This is a genomic window from Sphingopyxis sp. 10G20-10 (genome assembly GCF_057365075.1).
In genome coordinates, this window is sequence record NZ_CP195117.1 from 1,773,728 (window position 1) to 1,790,914 (window position 17,187).

At 57.8% G+C, this 17,187-nt stretch carries 19 protein-coding genes and 1 tRNA gene; 17 read left to right on the forward strand and 3 right to left on the reverse strand.

Translation table 11 applies throughout. The features are described 5' to 3' along the window. Positions 1-31: 31 nt before the first annotated feature. The gene (locus ACR3XE_RS08690; RefSeq protein ID WP_486185650.1) at positions 32-913 is read left to right on the forward strand and encodes a hypothetical protein; all 882 of its coding nucleotides are present in this window, start codon (positions 32-34) and stop codon (positions 911-913) included. Positions 914-974: 61 nt separating this feature from the next. Here ACR3XE_RS08690 and hemF read toward each other — a convergent pair whose 3' ends face one another. After that, entirely contained in the window at positions 975-1,835 is an 861-nt protein-coding gene (gene hemF, locus ACR3XE_RS08695) for an oxygen-dependent coproporphyrinogen oxidase (RefSeq protein ID WP_473698036.1), read from the reverse strand. After that, positions 1,832-2,290: a tRNA (cytidine(34)-2'-O)-methyltransferase gene (locus tag ACR3XE_RS08700; RefSeq protein ID WP_473700326.1), complete on the reverse strand. Its 459-nt coding sequence runs from the start codon at positions 2,288-2,290 to the stop codon at positions 1,832-1,834. Before ACR3XE_RS08700 ends, hemF begins: the two co-directional genes overlap by 4 nt. A 211-nt stretch (positions 2,291-2,501) precedes the next feature. Here ACR3XE_RS08700 and petA point away from each other — a divergent pair, with 211 nt between their 5' ends. The 5 genes from petA (at position 2,502) to ACR3XE_RS08725 (ending at position 6,761) form a co-directional block, all read left to right on the forward strand. Further along, on the forward strand, positions 2,502-3,059 hold the full coding sequence (gene petA, locus ACR3XE_RS08705; RefSeq protein WP_473698035.1) for a ubiquinol-cytochrome c reductase iron-sulfur subunit: 558 nt from the start codon (positions 2,502-2,504) through the stop codon (positions 3,057-3,059). A 13-nt stretch (positions 3,060-3,072) separates the two neighbouring features. Then, positions 3,073-4,359 carry a cytochrome b gene (locus tag ACR3XE_RS08710; RefSeq protein WP_473698034.1) on the forward strand — a complete coding sequence of 429 codons (1,287 nt, stop codon included), beginning with the start codon at positions 3,073-3,075 and terminating at the stop codon, positions 4,357-4,359. 31 nt (positions 4,360-4,390) lie between these two features. Then, the gene (locus tag ACR3XE_RS08715) at positions 4,391-5,200 is read left to right on the forward strand and encodes a cytochrome c1 (RefSeq protein WP_473698033.1); all 810 of its coding nucleotides are present in this window, start codon (positions 4,391-4,393) and stop codon (positions 5,198-5,200) included. A gap of 24 nt (positions 5,201-5,224) precedes the next feature. Next, positions 5,225-5,779: an adenine phosphoribosyltransferase gene (locus ACR3XE_RS08720; RefSeq protein WP_473700325.1), complete on the forward strand. Its 555-nt coding sequence runs from the start codon at positions 5,225-5,227 to the stop codon at positions 5,777-5,779. 163 nt (positions 5,780-5,942) lie between these two features. Beyond that, positions 5,943-6,761, forward strand: coding sequence for a sulfotransferase domain-containing protein (locus ACR3XE_RS08725; RefSeq protein WP_473698032.1), 819 nt, complete (start codon positions 5,943-5,945; stop codon positions 6,759-6,761). On the opposite strand, the gene ACR3XE_RS08730 is transcribed toward ACR3XE_RS08725, so the two are convergent. Next, a complete protein-coding gene (locus ACR3XE_RS08730; RefSeq protein WP_473698031.1) occupies positions 6,758-7,555 on the reverse strand; it encodes a DUF1134 domain-containing protein in 798 nt (265 codons plus the stop codon). The two genes, ACR3XE_RS08725 and ACR3XE_RS08730, sit on opposite strands and share 4 nt — an antisense overlap. A gap of 255 nt (positions 7,556-7,810) precedes the next feature. Between ACR3XE_RS08730 and ACR3XE_RS08735 the strand changes: the two genes are divergently transcribed. From ACR3XE_RS08735 to ACR3XE_RS08785, 11 genes are all read left to right on the forward strand, one after another. Continuing rightward, a tRNA-Ser gene (locus ACR3XE_RS08735) sits at positions 7,811-7,903 on the forward strand. A gap of 278 nt (positions 7,904-8,181) precedes the next feature. Beyond that, the gene (locus ACR3XE_RS08740; protein WP_473698030.1) at positions 8,182-8,805 is read left to right on the forward strand and encodes a Crp/Fnr family transcriptional regulator; all 624 of its coding nucleotides are present in this window, start codon (positions 8,182-8,184) and stop codon (positions 8,803-8,805) included. 210 nt (positions 8,806-9,015) lie between these two features. Continuing rightward, positions 9,016-10,617, forward strand: coding sequence for a cytochrome-c oxidase, cbb3-type subunit I (gene ccoN / locus ACR3XE_RS08745; protein WP_473700324.1), 1,602 nt, complete (start codon positions 9,016-9,018; stop codon positions 10,615-10,617). Positions 10,618-10,626: 9 nt separating this feature from the next. Next, positions 10,627-11,376, forward strand: coding sequence for a cytochrome-c oxidase, cbb3-type subunit II (gene ccoO, locus ACR3XE_RS08750; RefSeq protein ID WP_473698029.1), 750 nt, complete (start codon positions 10,627-10,629; stop codon positions 11,374-11,376). Next, positions 11,373-11,546, forward strand: coding sequence for a cbb3-type cytochrome c oxidase subunit 3 (locus tag ACR3XE_RS08755; protein ID WP_473698028.1), 174 nt, complete (start codon positions 11,373-11,375; stop codon positions 11,544-11,546). Before ccoO ends, ACR3XE_RS08755 begins: the two co-directional genes overlap by 4 nt. Continuing rightward, a complete protein-coding gene (gene ccoP / locus ACR3XE_RS08760; protein ID WP_473698027.1) occupies positions 11,533-12,462 on the forward strand; it encodes a cytochrome-c oxidase, cbb3-type subunit III in 930 nt (309 codons plus the stop codon). The genes ACR3XE_RS08755 and ccoP overlap by 14 nt, the downstream gene beginning before the upstream one ends. 37 nt (positions 12,463-12,499) lie before the next feature. Continuing rightward, complete coding sequence (gene ccoG, locus ACR3XE_RS08765; RefSeq protein ID WP_473700323.1) at positions 12,500-13,957, forward strand: cytochrome c oxidase accessory protein CcoG; 1,458 nt, start codon at positions 12,500-12,502, stop codon at positions 13,955-13,957. Beyond that, a complete protein-coding gene (locus ACR3XE_RS08770; RefSeq protein WP_473698026.1) occupies positions 13,954-14,400 on the forward strand; it encodes a FixH family protein in 447 nt (148 codons plus the stop codon). Before ccoG ends, ACR3XE_RS08770 begins: the two co-directional genes overlap by 4 nt. Positions 14,401-14,414: 14 nt before the next feature. After that, positions 14,415-16,529 (forward strand): heavy metal translocating P-type ATPase, encoded by a 2,115-nt coding sequence (locus ACR3XE_RS08775; protein ID WP_473700322.1) that lies wholly within the window; start codon positions 14,415-14,417, stop codon positions 16,527-16,529. A 4-nt stretch (positions 16,530-16,533) separates the two neighbouring features. Continuing rightward, positions 16,534-16,683 carry a cbb3-type cytochrome oxidase assembly protein CcoS gene (gene ccoS, locus ACR3XE_RS08780; protein WP_486185651.1) on the forward strand — a complete coding sequence of 50 codons (150 nt, stop codon included), beginning with the start codon at positions 16,534-16,536 and terminating at the stop codon, positions 16,681-16,683. A 26-nt stretch (positions 16,684-16,709) separates the two neighbouring features. Continuing rightward, positions 16,710-17,174 carry a hypothetical protein gene (locus tag ACR3XE_RS08785; RefSeq protein ID WP_473698025.1) on the forward strand — a complete coding sequence of 155 codons (465 nt, stop codon included), beginning with the start codon at positions 16,710-16,712 and terminating at the stop codon, positions 17,172-17,174. Positions 17,175-17,187 lie beyond the last annotated feature (13 nt).

Below are 17,187 nucleotides of genomic sequence, written 5' to 3' on the forward strand. Positions count from 1 at the left end.
AGGGGGTCAACTATAATTCATACAGGGGAGAATGGGGATGACTAAAATGACAATTGGTGGCGCCATTTCGGCGACCATCGCCTTTGTTTCCGAAAATTGGAAAATGATGCTGGCGATCATGGCGGGCGCGGTCGTGATTTGCGCTGTCCTGGGTGCGTTGCTGCTGCGTTCAGCGATTGGAACTTTGATGATCTCGCAAGGCGATCCAACCGCAGCATTCGGTGCAATTGGCTCCTTCATGCTGTTCGGCATTTTGGCCGGGACCATATTATATGCTGCGTCCATGCTGATCTGGCGATCCGGTCTGATGGGAAGCAAACCCGGTGAGGATATTGGATGGTCGCTGGGGGCAGGCATCGCCTTTATGCTGGCCATGCTCGTCGTTTCCATCGCGCTGGTGATCATGATGTATATAGTGATGCTGATCTTTGGCCTGTTGGCATTTGCGGTTTTCGGGGCAAGCGGGATGTCGCTTGAAAGCCTTGCCAGCGGTGGCGCTTCGGCAGGTTTGTTAGCCTTTGGCGTGCTGGTATATATTGCAGTTCTGGTCTTTTATGCGTGGTTTTTTGGTCGCCTGTCGGTCGCAGGCCCCGTCATGGCGGCCAACCGGTCAAGCAATCCATTCGCTGCCTTGATCGAATCATGGAAGTTAACCTCTACGTCTCAATGGACGATTGTGGGCTTCTATGTGCTCCTGATGATCGCTTCCGTGATATATATGTTTGTTGCGATGATGATTGTGGGCGGCGTCAGCGGTGCGATGATGGCCAGTGGTCCCGGTATGGGGACAATGATTGGCGGAGGCCTTGTCAGCTTGGTCTTTTACCTGCCGATTATCCTGGTCAGTGTGGCCATTCCTCCGGCGATTTATCGATCCGTTGGTGGCGGAGGCAGCGGCGAGGTTTTTTCCTGAGTCGCGATAATTGCCAAAGATTTGCGAAAAGGCCGTCCCGGTTGGGGCGGCTTTTTTGCTTTTAGCTCCACTTCGCCATCGGTGGTAGGCTCATCAGGATGGCGTCGATATTGCCGCCGGTCTTGAGCCCGAACAATGTCCCGCGATCATGGACAAGGTTGAACTCGACATAGCGGCCACGCCACTCTGATTGCGTTTCGAGGTCGGTAGGGGTGAATGATGATTTCATGCGCTTGCGGACGATTTGCGGAAAAATGTCGAGGAAGGCCTCGCCGACCGCCTGGGTCAGTTGAAAATTGCGATCAAAGCTGGCGTCATCACTGCAATCGAGATGGTCATAGAATATTCCACCGACTCCGCGATGGACGCCGCGATGGGGAATGTAGAAATATTCGTCGGCCCATTTGGCATAGCGTTCATACACATCAGGACCAAAGGGCGCGCAGGCGGCGCGCAGCCGCGCGTGAAAGGCATCAGTGTCGTCCTGATAGGGTATGGGCGGATTCAGATCGGCCCCACCGCCGAACCAACGCTTGGCGGTCACCAGAAAGCGCGTGTTCATATGAACCGCGGGAACATGCGGGTTGGCCATATGCGCGACCAAGCTGATCCCGGTGGCAAAAAAGCTGGGGTCTTCGTCCGCGCCGTGAATCGACTGGGCAAAATCGGGCGCGAATTCACCACCGACGGTTGAGACATTGACGCCGACTTTCTCGAAGATTTGGCCTTTCATAACGCCGCGCACGCCGCCGCCGCCATCACCGGGAGCAAGCCCATCGGCCTCTCGATCCCAGGGCGTATATTCAAAGGCAGCGTCACTATCCGCTTCCTTCTCAATCGCTTCAAATTCGGCACAGATGCGGTCGCGCAGCGACTCGAACCAGTCTTTTGCGGTCAGTTGCTGCTTGTCGAGCGAGATCATGCGGGAAAGCCTTTCGTTTGTCGTAATGCTTCACCAAGTGCGATGCCAGCCGCCACCGCGACATTCAAGGAACGAAAGCCCTGTTGCATCGGAATTGCGACGCGAGCCCCGACTTCGGTATGGACATGGGCGGGGACACCCGAAGACTCGGCTCCCATCAACAACACATCCTTTTGCTGAAATCCAAAGGCGGGCAGGGGAGTCGCGCCGCTGGTGGTCAGCAGGACCAGCCGCTGCCCTTCTTCTTGCATCAGCGTGCGAAAGCCCGACCAGTCGGCATGGCGCTGCCATGTGGCTTTGGCCGCGTAATCCATGCCCGCGCGCCTGAGCGCGGCCCCTGAAAATGCAAAGCCGCACGGCTCGATAATGTGGACTTTGACCCCGAAACATGCGGCTGTGCGCAGGGTCGTGCCGACGTTGCCGGCGATGTCGGGTTGATAGAGCGCAATTTCCATACAGCCCGCATAGCGGGTCAATGACTTCATATCGATAGGGTGCAATTAGCGACCAAGAAAGGGAAATTGCCTGTTGGCAAGCATGGGATGTGCGGCTATCAGGCCCGCAATTCTCGGAGGGGCCGCCGGGAGGCACCGCATTGCAAAACTGCGGACAGGGCGACCCGATTTTGAGAGATATTTGTCAGTTCAGCCATGCAAGGGCAATCGAATGGCCAGTGAAACCGAACCAAACGCAGGCATCGAAGATGGTGTCCGCCGCCGTGACTTTATCAATATAGCGGCGGTGAGCTTTGCCGGTGTCGGCGCGGTCACAGTCGTGATTCCGCTGGTCAACCAGATGAATCCTTCCGCCGACGTTCTGGCGTTGTCATCGACCGAAATCGACATTTCGGCGATTGAGGCTGGACAGGCGATCAAGACCAGCTGGCGCAAGCAGCCGGTGTTCGTCCGCAACCTAACGCCGAAAGAAATCGCAGAGGCGAAGGCTGTTCCGTTGAGCGAACTGCGTGACCCCGAAACCCTTGACCAGCGCACCAAGGCGGGCAAGGAAAACTGGCTGATTACGCTGGGCGTTTGCACCCATTTGGGTTGTGTTCCGCTGGGCGCGGGCGAGGGCGAAAATCGCGGCCCCTTCGGCGGTTATTTCTGTCCCTGTCACGGGTCGGCCTATGATACGGCCGCCCGCATTCGCCAAGGTCCGGCACCGAAGAATTTGTTTGTGCCACCCTATGTTTTTAACAGCGATACTGTCGTGACGATCGGCTGAGGAGCGAGATAAGATGAGCTTTCCCTGGGCCAAGCAATATCAGCCAAAACATCCGTTGATGAAATGGATGGATGAGAAGCTGCCGATTCCGCGGTTGGTATATAATGCCACCGGGCCGGGTTATCCGGTGCCGCGCAATCTGAATTATTTCTGGAACTTTGGTGTGTTGGCCGGTGCGGCGTTGATGATTCAGATCATCACGGGCATCATTTTGGCGATGCACTATGCCGGCAACGCAGGTCTCGCTTTCAATTCGGTCGAGCATATCATGCGCGACGTCAATTCGGGCTGGTTCCTGCGCTATGCGCATATGAACGGCGCGAGCATGTTCTTCATCGTCGTCTATCTGCATATTTTCCGAGGCCTTTTCTATGGTTCGTATAAAGCGCCGCGCGAAATGGTGTGGTTGCTGGGTGTCGTTATCTTCCTGTTGATGATGGCGACCGCCTTCATGGGCTATGTGCTGCCTTGGGGGCAGATGAGTTTTTGGGGTGCGCAGGTGATTACCGGCTTCTTCTCGGCCATTCCGATTGTCGGTGAACCGATCCGCGTGTGGCTGCTGGGTGGATTTGCACCTGACGATGCGACGCTAAACCGCTTCTTCTCGCTGCACTATCTGTTGCCGTTCGTAATTTTGGGTGTGATTATCCTGCACATTTGGGCGCTTCACATTCCGGGATCGAGCAATCCGACCGGCATCGAAGTCAAGGATGAGCAGGACACGGTTCCGTTCCACCCCTATTATACGGCGAAGGACGGTTTCGGACTGGGCGTTTTCCTGATCGTCTTTGTGCTGCTGACCTTCTTTGCGCCGAACCTGCTGGGCCATGCCGATAACTATATTCCGGCTAACTCGCTGTCGACGCCGGCGCATATTGTGCCTGAATGGTATTTCTGGCCCTTCTATGCGATTTTGCGCGCCTTCACGTTCAACTTCCTGTGGGTTCCGGCAAAGCTTTGGGGCGTGATTGCGATGTTCGCATCGATTGCGCTGCTGTTCTTCCTGCCGTGGCTCGACGGGTCGCCGGTGAAGTCGGCGACCTACCGCCCGCTGTATCGCAAATTCTTTTGGGTTTTGATGGCTGACATCGTGCTGCTTGGAACCTGCGGGATGAAGCCGGCGACACAGCCTTGGGTTATCCTCAGTCAACTTGGCGCCATATATTATTTCGCCCATTTTCTGATTATCGTGCCTATCGTTTCGCGAATTGAGCGGCCTGAGCCGATGCCCAATTCGATCACCGAAGCGGTTTTGAGCAAACATGCTGACGACACATCGTCGGCAGCGACAACGGCCTGAGCGCCGGACATTTTGGGGAGCTGAAACAGCCATGGTTCGTCCGCTCGGATTTTTAGTCGGCCTGGGATTCATCGCAGCACTGCTGATGGCGATCTTTACGACGCCGCTCACCAGCACGCCTGATGCAGCCCACGCTTTTCACAAAGAACCTCGCCACCTCGCCTTGTCGAGTGACGGACCTTTTGGCACGTTTGACGTGAACAAGGTTCAACGCGGGATGCAGGTTTACAAAGAGGTCTGCTCGGCCTGTCACAGCCTCAACCTTGTTGCGTTCCGCGATATCAAGGCGCTTGGTTATGACGAAGGTCAGATCAAAGCCTTTGCCAAGCAATTTCAGGTTCCGTCGCTCAATCCGGATACCGGTGAGCCGGCGACGCGCGACGGCAGGCCTGCCGACCATTTTCCGGCACCTTTTGCGAACGACGTGGCGGCCCGCGCCGCGAACAACAATGCTTTGCCGCCTGACCTGTCGCTGATCACCAAGGCGCGCGAAGGTGGCCAGAGCTATGTTTATTCCTTGCTCACTGGTTTCCAGAATCCGCCGGCCAACCTGCCCAAAGAATTGCAGCCGCCGACGGGACTGCACTTCAACCCCTATTTCGCCAACCTGAATCTGGCGATGGCACCACCACTTCATGATGGCGCTGTCACCTATGCCGATGGCACGAAGGCGACGGTTGATCAGATGGCGAGTGACGTGTCTGCATTCCTGGTGTGGACAGCAGAACCGAAGCTTGAAAACCGCCTGATCGGTGGCCGGGCAGCGCTGCTGTTCCTGATCATCTTCACCATTTTGGCCTATCTGTCCTATCGGAACATCTGGGCCGACAAGAAGCATTGAGGAAGTGTCGGGCGATTGTCAGCGATGATCGCCCGCGCACCCCAGCCTGACCTTGATCTGGCGGCGCTTGTCCGCACGATTCCTGACTTTCCCAAGCCTGGCATCCAATTTCGCGACATAACCACTCTAATTAGCGACGCTGAGGGCTTTGCCGAGAGCGTGCAGCGACTTTGCGAGCGCGCCGCTGCCTATAAACCCGATATGATTGTTGCTGTCGAAGCGCGCGGTTTCCTGTTCGGTGCCGCGATGGCGACCGCCATGGGACTGGGTTTGGTTCCGGTGCGCAAGGCCGGGAAGCTTCCCGGTGTGACGATCGGCGTTGATTATGCGCTTGAATATGGCAGCGACCGTTTGGAGTTGCACGAAGGGGCGATAAGCCCCGGCAGCCGTGTCGTGCTCGTCGATGACCTGCTAGCGACGGGCGGCACGATCCTTGCGACCGCCGAGTTAATGCGGAGCGCTGGAGCGGTCGTAATGGCGGCGCTGTTCGTCATCGACCTGCCTGATCTTGGCGGATCGCGCCGACTTTCCGATGGCCGTTTGGCCAGCGAGACCCTGATTGCCTTTGATGGCGATTAATGGCTGTATGCTATCCGAACGGGCATTTTTGCTCGCGACACTATCCTAGGGCGCGAAAACGGGGATTCCGATGGTTCAGAAATTGGGGCGCCGCGCGCGAAATGTGGCTGAGTTCAAGCAGGCGATGGGGACACTTATTGACCCTAACGATATCGGAGCGGCCTTGAGCGGATTTCGAGCGCGGCCGAGCGACGTCATCATCGCGCCTTATGGTAAGTGCGGAACGACTTGGCTTCAGCAAACATTCCACACACTGCGCACCCGCGGCGACAGGGACTATGACGATATTTCAAAGGTGGTGCCGTGGATCGAGACCTCGGTCGCTTTGGGGTTGGACATAAATGCGGATCAGCGCGCCGCGCCGCGTGGGTTCAAAAGTCATCTGGCTTATGACGCTGCGCCGCGCGGAGCGCGTTATGTCGTCGCCTTACGCGACCCGAAAGACGCGCTGTTGTCGATGTACAAATTTATGGAGGGCTGGTTTATCGAGCCCGGAACGGTGTCAATCGAGGCGTTTGCTGCGGGATGGATGGCGGGTAGCGCAGAGGGGGGCAACTATTGGCAACATCTGGCGAGCTGGTGGACACAGCGGAACAATCCCGACGTCCTCATTTTCTCTTTTGCACAGATGGTGCAGGACCCGGCGCATCATGTTCGGCGGCTCGCGGCGTTTTGCGATATCACGCTTGATGACGAGCTATTGGTGCTGACGCTTGAGCGGTCGTCGATCGGATACATGCTGGCGAACAAGCATCAGTTTGACGATGCAATGATGCGCGCACTGTCCGAGGACCGGGTCGGTTTCCCCGCTGGTAGCGACTCATCAAAAGTGCGCGAAGGCAAAGTCGGCGGACACAAAACCATGCTACCGCAAGCAGTGGCCGATCAGGTTGATGCCGCTTGGGCCGAATATATACCGGCCAAGTTGGGCCTCGCAGATTTCGCCGCCGTGGAATCAGCCTTGGCTGAGCGTGCTGGCTAGAACGGCAACCAGCTCTGCTTCTTGCGGAACTTCATATAGCCGACATTGGCACCCAGTCGCGCACCGACGCCGACACGAATGGGGATCAGCACCACATCGCCGCGCCGCAGATAGCTGGCGTTGAATCCGCCCACCAGATAGGCCGCGCCTTCGCCAGCAGGATAGCGTTTGTACAAATCTTCGGTGTCGAACAGGTTGTACACGAGGACAAAAGTCTTGCCCGCGTTGGCGCCGGCATCAAACCCGATGGACGGGCCTGTCCAATAGACTGGGCGTTCGCCCTCTATCTTGTGATAGAGTGTACCCGACCCATAGCGCACACCGAGCACCAGCGCGCCTCCAGCCTCGCGCCCGACAATATAGGCATTCGGCTCGCCCTGTTTGCGTAGTATATCTTCGATCAGCCCTGCCAGTCCCTTGGCTCCTTTACCAAAAACGCCTTCTGCGGCTCCGATCAGATCGTCCTTGCCATAGGTGGTGCCTGCCGCAGCAGCGTTGGTGACCGTGGCTTCTTCCACTCCCGGCGTTGCGGTTTCGACGGACGGGTCAGTCACCGGGTCGGTCGCTGGCGTTGTGACCTCGCTGCCGGAGGCGAGATCGCTGTCAATATCCATCCCCTGCGACGCGGGCTGTGATGGCGGCGGGGGAGGTGGAGGTGTTGGATTGTCGAGATCGGCATCGATCGCGGTATTCGGATCGACTTCTGTCATCTGGGCCGCAGACGCGACGGGTGCCAGCGCGAGGCTGATCCCCCCGATGGCGATGGTGGCAATGGTTGATAGCGATAGGCGCATGGTATTCCCCCAAAAGGCAGGCTCAAACAGCTTATGCGCAAAGCGCGCGGCATCCCTGACACATCATGACTCTCTTTGTCAGTAGGGCAATGAATGGGCGATGACCCGAGTCGATTTTGCGCCAGACTGAATCTATTTTGCGGCGAGAAGATCGCTGCGACGATGAAATCGGGTGATGTTAGGCGTTGCAGCGTGAGAGAGGGCTGGTTATAGCGCCCGCCAAGGCCAAACTGCCGCTAGCGCGACAGACCATGCGGAGACGTGGGTGAGTGGCTGAAACCAACGGTTTGCTAAACCGTCGTACGGGTTAATTCCGTACCGAGGGTTCGAATCCCTCCGTCTCCGCCACCTTTTCTGCAGGAAATTTTTGCTGCCGAGAAGCGGCGTCCCTTCTTTATCTTCCACCGGATTTTGACGTTAATTACTTGGCGCAAAATTCGATCTGATGGGACTGCTATGTCGATTTGACATAGATCAAGGACGGTAGGGCGGTATTCGCTTGGGTCAAAGACCTAAGCGTTGCGGGAATTGGGCGCTGATGATAGGCAGGTAGGATGAATTTCTGCCAAGCCTGCGTGGTCAGAAACCACTCCATTTGCGCGGATCTCCACGACGATGAGCTTGCATTGCTTAACGCACTGGGTCGCCGCCGTCAGGTGAAGCGCGGCGAACAGATATTATGGCAGGGCGAAGAAGCTGTTTTGGTGGCTAATGTCGTCGAAGGCGTGCTGAAACTGACCAGCGGGACCGAAGATGGGCGCCAGCAAATTGTTGGCATCGTTTACCCGTCGGACTTTATCGGGCGGCCTTATGGAACGACCGCGCCCTATGGCGTTACGGCGCTGACGGATGCTGATGTTTGTGTTTTTTCGCAAAGTGACTTTGACGGCTTTGCAAGTCATCATCCGAGGCTGGAACATCGGTTGTTGCAGAGAATGATGACCGAACTGGATCGGACCCGATCCTGGATGTTGCTTTTGGGACGCAAGACGGCTGAAGAGCGGCTTGCCTTTTTCCTGTTGGAAATTTCCGAGCGACTGGAGGCGCCGCAAGATAGCCTGTCCGTGATGGCTCTGGACAGTTTTGAGCTACCGCTGGTTCGGCGTCAAATTGCCGATGTACTCGGGTTGACGATTGAAACAGTCAGTCGCGAATTTACTAAGCTTAAAAAGGACGGGCTGATTGATATTGTGTCGCGTAGCAGCATCACAATCCTTGACCGTGATGGCCTGCGCCGACGGGCGGGCTAAATGACGCTCCAAACGGCCAGCATTTGATGAGGCAGACTTGGGCATAATCCTCTTCAAAATTTCATGCTCTCCTTGTTCAAATTGATCTAGATCAATGTTGCGCGACCCGAATAAAGCCAAGGCAAACCACTGTTCGCTTTGACAAGGAGGTCGTCCGTGGAATCGACACTGACCCGTGCCGGTTTGTGGTTTTTGCTGTTTTTGCTGGCGATGGTTGCCGCTGCGGACGCGAGAGATACGGGCTTTGCCGCGCATATGGTGATCATCGCCATCGTCGGCCTTGGCATGATGTGGCTGTCCGTCAGTCGCTATAATCCGCTGCAAAAGGCGCGAGACCGGCTCCATATGCCGAGCGACCCGACGCGATATGATGACGAGCCTATACGCTGGGGTGTCATTGCAACGGTCTTTTGGGCTGTCGTCGGATTTTCTGCCGGATTGTTTATTGCCATGCAGATGGCAGTTCCGGCGCTGAATATTGAGCCCTGGTTCAATTTCGGGAGGGTCAGGCCGCTGCACACCTCTGCGGTGGTCTTTGCCTTTGGCGGTAACGCCCTGATAGCGACAAGTTTTTATGTCGTTCAACGCACCTGTCGCACGCGTCTCGCTTTCCCGTCGCTCGCGCGCTTCGTTTTCTGGGGCTATCAGCTATTTCTGGTGCTGGCGGCCACCGGCTATTTGTTCGGTGTCACCCAGTCGCGTGAATATGCCGAGCCTGAATGGTATGTCGACCTGTGGCTGACGATTGTCTGGATCGCTTACCTGATCGTTTTTGTCGGCACATTGGCGCGGCGTAATGAGCCGCATATCTATGTCGCCAACTGGTTCTATCTGTCGTTCATCATCACTATTGCGATGCTGCACGTCCTCAACAATCTGGCCGTGCCGGTGTCGTTTCTGGGATCTCGGTCCTATTCGGCCTTTTCGGGGGTTCAGGATGCGTTGGTGCAGTGGTGGTACGGGCATAACGCGGTCGCCTTTTTCCTGACCGTGCCGTTTCTGGCGATGATGTATTATTTTGTGCCGAAGCAGGCGCAGCGACCGATTTACAGCTATCGGCTGTCAATCCTGCACTTCTGGTCGCTGATCTTCCTCTATATATGGGCAGGCCCACACCACCTGCTTTACACCGCGCTGCCCGACTGGGCGCAGACGCTGGGCATGGTTTTTTCGATTGTGCTGTGGATGCCGAGTTGGGGCGGGATGATCAACGGACTGATGACGCTCAACGGCGCATGGGACAAGGTCCGCACCGATCCGATTATCCGCCTGATGGTCCTCGCACTGGCCTTTTACGGCATGGCGACTTTTGAAGGGCCGATGCTCAGCATCAAGAGCGTCAATTCGCTATCGCATTACACTGACTGGACCATCGGTCATGTCCATGCCGGAGCGCTGGGGTGGAACGGCATGATTACCTTTGCCGCCATCTATTTCCTGACACCGCGACTATGGGGGCGTCAGCGACTTTATTCGCTGCGAATGGTCAATTGGCACTTCTGGCTCGCGACGCTGGGCATCGTTTTTTATGCCGCGTCGATGTGGGTCGCCGGCATCACGCAAGGTTTGATGTGGCGCGAATATGGGGCTGACGGCTATTTGGTAAACACCTTTGCCGACACGGTCGCCGCGCTCAAACCGCTCTATTTCATGCGCGCCTTTGGCGGACTTCTCTATCTGACCGGCGGTGTCATCATGGTGGTTAATGTTTGGAAGACGATCGCGGGCCAGTTGCGCCAGGAGGCACCGATGAGTGGCGCACCCTATTCGCCTGAATCCGACCGCCCGCTTGTCGCTCAGTCCGCTGAATAGAGAAATATCATGAGCAAGATCGTCGAAGGACATCGAAAGATTGAGCGCAACGTTACCCTGTTGGGTGTGTTCGCTTTCATTGCAGTGGCTATCGGAGGGATTGTCGAAATCGCTCCACTGTTCTGGATCGACAATACGATCGAGAAAGTGAAGGGGATGCGGCCTTACACCCCGCTCGAACAAGCGGGGCGCGACATTTATGTACGCGAAGGTTGCTATAGCTGCCACAGCCAGATGATCCGTCCGTTCCGCGACGAGGTGGAACGCTATGGCCATTACAGCCTCGCCGCAGAGTCGATGTATGACCATCCGTTCCAATGGGGGTCAAAGCGGACGGGGCCGGACCTCGCGCGCGTCGGTGGGCGTTATTCGGATGAATGGCATGTCCAGCATCTGATCGATCCCCGGTCGGTGGTGCCCGAAAGTATCATGCCGCCTTATTCTTTCCTCGCCAAAACCGATCTGGACGTCAGCGACCCGGCGGCGCAGTTGCGCGCCCTGCGCGATGTTGGCGTTCCCTATTCGGATCGCGACGTTGCGCAGGCCGTCAATGATCTGAAGGCGCAGGCGGACCCCGAAATGGACGCCGATGACTTGGTCAAACGCTATCCCAAGGCGCAAATCCGCGACTATGACGGCAATCCTGACCGGTTGACCGAGATGGATGCACTGGTCGCCTATCTTCAGATGCTGGGGACGCTGGTCGATGTGAACAGCGCCGCCGCTCAGGAGGAACTGGCGACGGAGAAAGGGCGATGAGCGACCATTCCCTCTATGAATCGCTGCGTCACATCGCCGACAGCTGGGGGTTGTTGGTGATGATGGGGGTGTTTGCTGTGCTGATTGCGTGGCCGTTCCGACCCGGTGCCGCCCGCCGCAACCATGATGCGGCGACCCTGATCTTCAAGGATGACGATGATGGCGAATAAAGCCAGCGAGAACAGTCGGTTCGATGAAGCAACCGGCACCCAAACCGTCGGGCATGAATGGGACGGGATCGAAGAACTCGACACGCCGATGCCACGCTGGTGGTTATGGTGCCTGTACCTGTCGATTGTGTGGGCCGTGGTTTATGTCATCCTTTACCCCGCATGGCCGCTCGTCGAGCGCGGCACCGAGGGGGTGCTGGGCTGGACAAGTCGGGGCCAGCTTGCCGATGAAATTGCCGAGGAAGGGTCGCGCAAGGCACCGCTCTTTGCCGCTCTGGCGCGGGTGCCGATCGAGCGACTTCCTGAAAATGAAGAGCTGATGCGGGCGGCCGTAGCTGGTGGACGGGCGGCGTTCAAAGTGAATTGCGTCCAATGCCATGGTTCGGGCGCAGCAGGGTCCAAGGGTTATCCCAACCTCAACGATGACGACTGGCTGTGGGGCGGCGATCTGAAAGCCATCGAATATACGATTATTCACGGCATCAGACAGCCGGGCGAGTCCGAAACACGGATGAGCCTGATGCCCGCATTCGGTCGCGATCAGATATTGGACAGCGGCCAGATCAATCAGATCGCCACGCATGTCCTTGCCCTGTCGGGAAAAGCCAAGGATAGTGCGACAGGAGCGCAACTTTTTGCTGATAACTGTGCGGTTTGTCACGGCGCAGGCGGACGCGGAGAGCGGCAGTTTGGCGCGCCTGATCTGGGTGATGCGATCTGGCTTTATGGATCGGGCGTCGACGACATTAGACGGCAAGTTGCCAACCCGCGCCATGGTGTAATGCCGGCGTGGGGCGGGCGGTTGAATCCTGTGACCATCAAGATGCTTGCGGCCTATGTTCATTCTCTGGGCGGCGGCGAAGATTTTGTGGAGGTCGCCGCAGACCCGGCGGTCGACGTCGATGACCAACCTTAAGGAGCCGACCCGACCCCAATCTGACGCCGCCGGTAAGATGCGCGCGTCCGATCCGTCGTCGCGGGAACTGACTCAGGAATTGTTCGAGAAACGCCGCGGGGTTTTCCCGCAGGCGATTGATGGTGCGTTCCGCCGTTTCAAATGGTTGGTGATGTTCGTCACGCTGGGTATCTATTATATCACCCCATGGCTCAGGTGGGACCGCGGGGAATATGCGCCGGATCAGGCTGTACTCGTCGATCTGGCCCATCGCCGTTTCTATATGTTCGGTATCGAAATCTGGCCGCACGAATTTTATTATGTTGCCGGCCTGTTGATTATGGCCGGTATCGGCTTGTTTCTGGTGACCAGCGCGGTCGGGCGCGCGTGGTGCGGCTATGCCTGCCCGCAAACGGTGTGGACCGACCTGTTCCAGCATGTCGACCGCTTCGTCGATGGAGACCGCAACGCGCAAGCAAAGCTGGCGCGCGCGCCATGGGGGCCGAAAAAGATCGCCAAACGATCGTTCAAATGGTCAATCTATTTGTTCATCAGCTTCTGGACCGGCGGCGCATGGATTCTCTATTTCGCCGACGCGCCAACATTGGTGCGCGACTTCTGGTCGTGGCAAGCGGCGCCCGCAGCCTATATTACAGTAGCGATCTTGACGCTGACCACCTTCACGCTGGGGGGCTTCCTGCGTGAGCAAGTCTGCATCTACATGTGTCCCTGGCCGCGCATCCAGTCGGCGATGCTCGACGAAAAATCGCTGATCGTCACTTATAAGGACTGGCGCGGGGAACCCCGCGGCAACATCAAAAAGGCCGAGAAGGATCCGGGCAGCTTTGGCGATTGTATCGATTGCCTGCAGTGCGTGGCGGTTTGCCCCACCGGCATTGATATTCGCGAAGGGCCACAGATTGGCTGCATCACCTGCGCACTGTGTATTGATGCCTGTGACCGGGTGATGGGCGAGGTCGGTCGCCCCCGAGGCCTGATCGATTATGCGACGCTGGAAGACTGCGAACGCGAAGCGGCGGGTGAGGCGCCGCAGCCGGTATGGAAAACGGTGCTGCGCCCGCGTACCTTGGTCTATCTGGGCGGGTGGAGCGCGATCGGACTGGCGCTGTTGTTCGTTCTCGGCGCGCGCACCCATACCGATATTTCAGTCGCGCCAGATCGCAATCCGCCTTTCATGCTGATGAGTGACGGGTCGGTGCGCAATTCCTACACGCTCAAGCTTCGCAACATGGAAAATCGCCCGCGACAGATGTGCATCGCGCTGGTCGGTTTGTCTGATGCGCGTATGTGGAGTGACAATATCGGGCGTGAAAAGGCGGCGCGGACCTTGACCGTTCTGGTCGCCGCCGATTCCACCGAAACCGTCCGCGCCTATGTCATCGCGCCTGCCGCGACAAAGGCTCAGGATTTTGCATTTCTGTTGACCTCGCTCGACAAACAGGCGGAGCGCGATACCGGAGAGACGCAGTTCGCAGCGCCGGAGGAGACGCCATGAGCCGCGAGTTTACAGGGCGGCATATGGCGACCATCCTTGTCGTCGGATTTGGCATCGTCATCGCGGTCAATCTGACGATGGCGCGTTTTGCTATCTCGACCTTTGGCGGTGTGGTCGTCGAAAATTCCTATGTCGCCAGCCAGCACTTCAACCGCTGGTTGGACGAGGCGGAGCAGGTCAAGGCGCTCGGGTGGACGGTCGCCATCAAGCGGGATGGGCAGAGCAAGGTGCATGTCTTGACCGAGGGGGTTCCCGCTGGTGCCATAGTGTCAGCGACCGCGCGGCACCCGCTGGGCCGCTTACCCGACCAAGACCTGACCTTTGATGCTGCCAAAAACGGTGATTTTGAAAGCAAGATGCCCTTGCCGCCGGGACGGTGGATATTGCGCGTGGAGATACAGGCCGGGGAGAAAATCTGGCGCTCTGAAAAGGAACTGCGGTGACGTTGGCGGCAACCATGGCGGGCGAGGAAGCCATCGCCTGTGTGGACAGCCGCTTTACGGTGCCGGGGATCAGATGCGCGGGATGCATCGGAAAGATTGAACGCGGTTTGATAGCCGAGGCCGGCATAGCGTCTGCCCGCGTCAATTTCACCGCAAAGCGTGTTGTGGTCAGCCATGCACCCGACCTCGATATGCGGCAGATCGTTGCGGCGTTTAGCCGGATCGGCTTTGACGCGCAGCCCGCCGCTGGCTTGGCGTTGGTGCCCGATAGCACCGAATCGCAATTGCTGCTGCGCTGTCTAGCTGTGGCCGGATTTGGCATGATGAATGTCATGCTCTTGTCGGTGAGTGTGTGGTCGGGGGCAGAAGGCGCAACGCGCGATCTTTTCCACTGGCTGTCAGCGCTTATCGCGGTACCTGTAATCCTCTATTCGGGACGCCCCTTCTTTATGTCGGCGGCGAAAGTGCTCCGGCAGCGGCGCACCAATATGGATGTTCCGATTTCGATTGGCGTGCTGTTGGCAACGATGCTGAGCCTATATGAGACAGCCACCGGCGGCATCCATGCCTATTTTGACGGTGCCGTCATGCTGTTATTCTTTCTATTGGCGGGGCGCGTTTTGGACGCGATGATGCGCAATCGCGCCCATTCGGGCATCGGAGCCTTGCTGGGCCGCATGGGGCGGGGGGCCACGATATGGGAGAGTGATGGGCAGACCGTCTGGGTCGCGGCAAAAGATGTGCGTCGGGATATGGTCATGCTGGTCGCGGCGGGTGAAGCGCTGGCCGCCGATGGAGTGATTATCGACGGTCAAACGTCGATCGATAACGCCATGCTGACGGGGGAAAGTCGACCGCAGACGGTGGGCAAGGGCGATGCTGTCCATGCTGGCACCATCAATTTGGGACGGCCGATAAAGGTGCGCGTCACGGCGGTTGGATCGGATACGATCATAGCTGAAATCGCCAGCTTGATGGAAGAGGCGGGGCAATCCCGATCGCGCTATGTCCGTATCGCCGACCGCGCATCGCAGGCCTATGCGCCGGTGGTTCATACGCTGGCGCTGGTGAGCTTTGCCGGATGGATGGTCGCCGGTGCGGGGTGGCATCAGTCGCTGTTGATAGCCGTCGCCGTGCTCATCATCACCTGCCCCTGTGCGCTGGGTTTGGCAGTGCCTACGGCTCAGGTCGTCGCGGCCAATGTCCTGATGAAGCGCGGGCTGCTCATCAAGGACGGCAGCGCGCTCGAGCGACTGGCAGAGGTGGACTATGCCGTGTTCGACAAAACAGGGACGCTGACCATCGGCGAGCCGCGACCGATCGGTCTGGATAGGCTCGACGACAAACAGGCGGCGATTGCCCTGGCGCTGGCCCAATCCAGCCGTCACCCGCTCAGTCGGGGCCTTGCGGCAGCGCTGCGTGAGCGCAAAATTGTGTCAACCGACCTTGATGATGTTGAGGAAATAGCAGGTAAGGGCGTCCGCGCTCGCTGGCAGGGGGAGGCCGTCGCCTTGGTGCGCGGCGATGCGAACGACGGAGTGCTTTCAACCAGTTTGCGGATCGGCAAAACGCTGCTGCCGCTCTATTTCGATGATCCGCTGCGTCCCGATGTACGCGAGACGGTTGCGCGCCTGAATAGCCTGGGTCTTTGTGCGTCCATCTTGTCTGGAGATCGAACTGTGGCGGTGGACGCCGCTGGCGAGAAAGTCGGGATGACAGGGCTTGGCAATTTATCGCCGTCCGACAAACTGGACAGGTTGGCCGACCTGGCAGCAAAGGGTCGGCACGTGCTGATGGTGGGCGATGGCATCAATGATGGCCCTGCCTTGGCGGCTGCCCACGCCTCTATCGCGCCCAGCAGTGCCAGCGACGTCAGTCAGCAAGCCGCTGATGCTGTCTTTATCGGGGACAGGTTGATGCCGGTTGGGATGGCAGTCGCGGTGGCGCGGCGAACCTTGAAGGTCGTGCGTCAGAATTTCGCGCTGGCGGTGGGATATAATCTGCTGGCCATTCCTTTGGCGGTTGCCGGATTCGTCACGCCTTTGATTGCAGCTATTGCGATGTCAGCCAGCTCACTGATCGTCGTCGGCAATTCGCTGCGGCTGGCGCGCTATCGGGAAGAGGTGTGATGCGGTGAACGGACTTGCCCTTCTCATTCCAGTTGCGCTCGGCCTTGGCGCCCTTGGTCTCACAGGTTTTTTCTGGGCCATGCGAAGCGGCCAGTATGATGATCTGGACGGGGCCGCCAATCGTGTTTTGTTGGACGACGACGATGATCTGTGATGGGCAAGTAGTGAGGGTGTCGTCCGATGGATGACTATGCTCTGGCCCGAGTGGTCCATGTGCTGGCGGTCTTGTTCTGGATTGGCGGAGTGGGCTTTGTGACATTGGTCGTCATGCCCATGCTGAACACAAACGAGCCGAGCGAAGCGCGGTTGGCAGGATTCCAGCAATTTGAATCACGTTTCGCTTGGCAAGCGCGCATATGGGTGTTGCTCACAGGGGGCAGCGGTCTGTGGATGTGTTGGCGCGCTGATTTGTGGAGCCGGTTTGCCGATCCAGCCTATTGGTGGATGCACGCTATGGTGTGTCTGTGGGCCATTTTCGCGGTGATGCTGTTCCTGATCGAACCCATTTTCATGCATCGAAAACTTGAGCATTCAGCGACTCCTGCCCGGCATTTCGCAAGTATGCTGCGGATGCACCAAATTCTGCTGTTGCTTAGCGTTGTCACACTTGTTGGCGCTGTTGGCGGCAGTCACGGACTGTTTTGACAAAAAGGGGGGC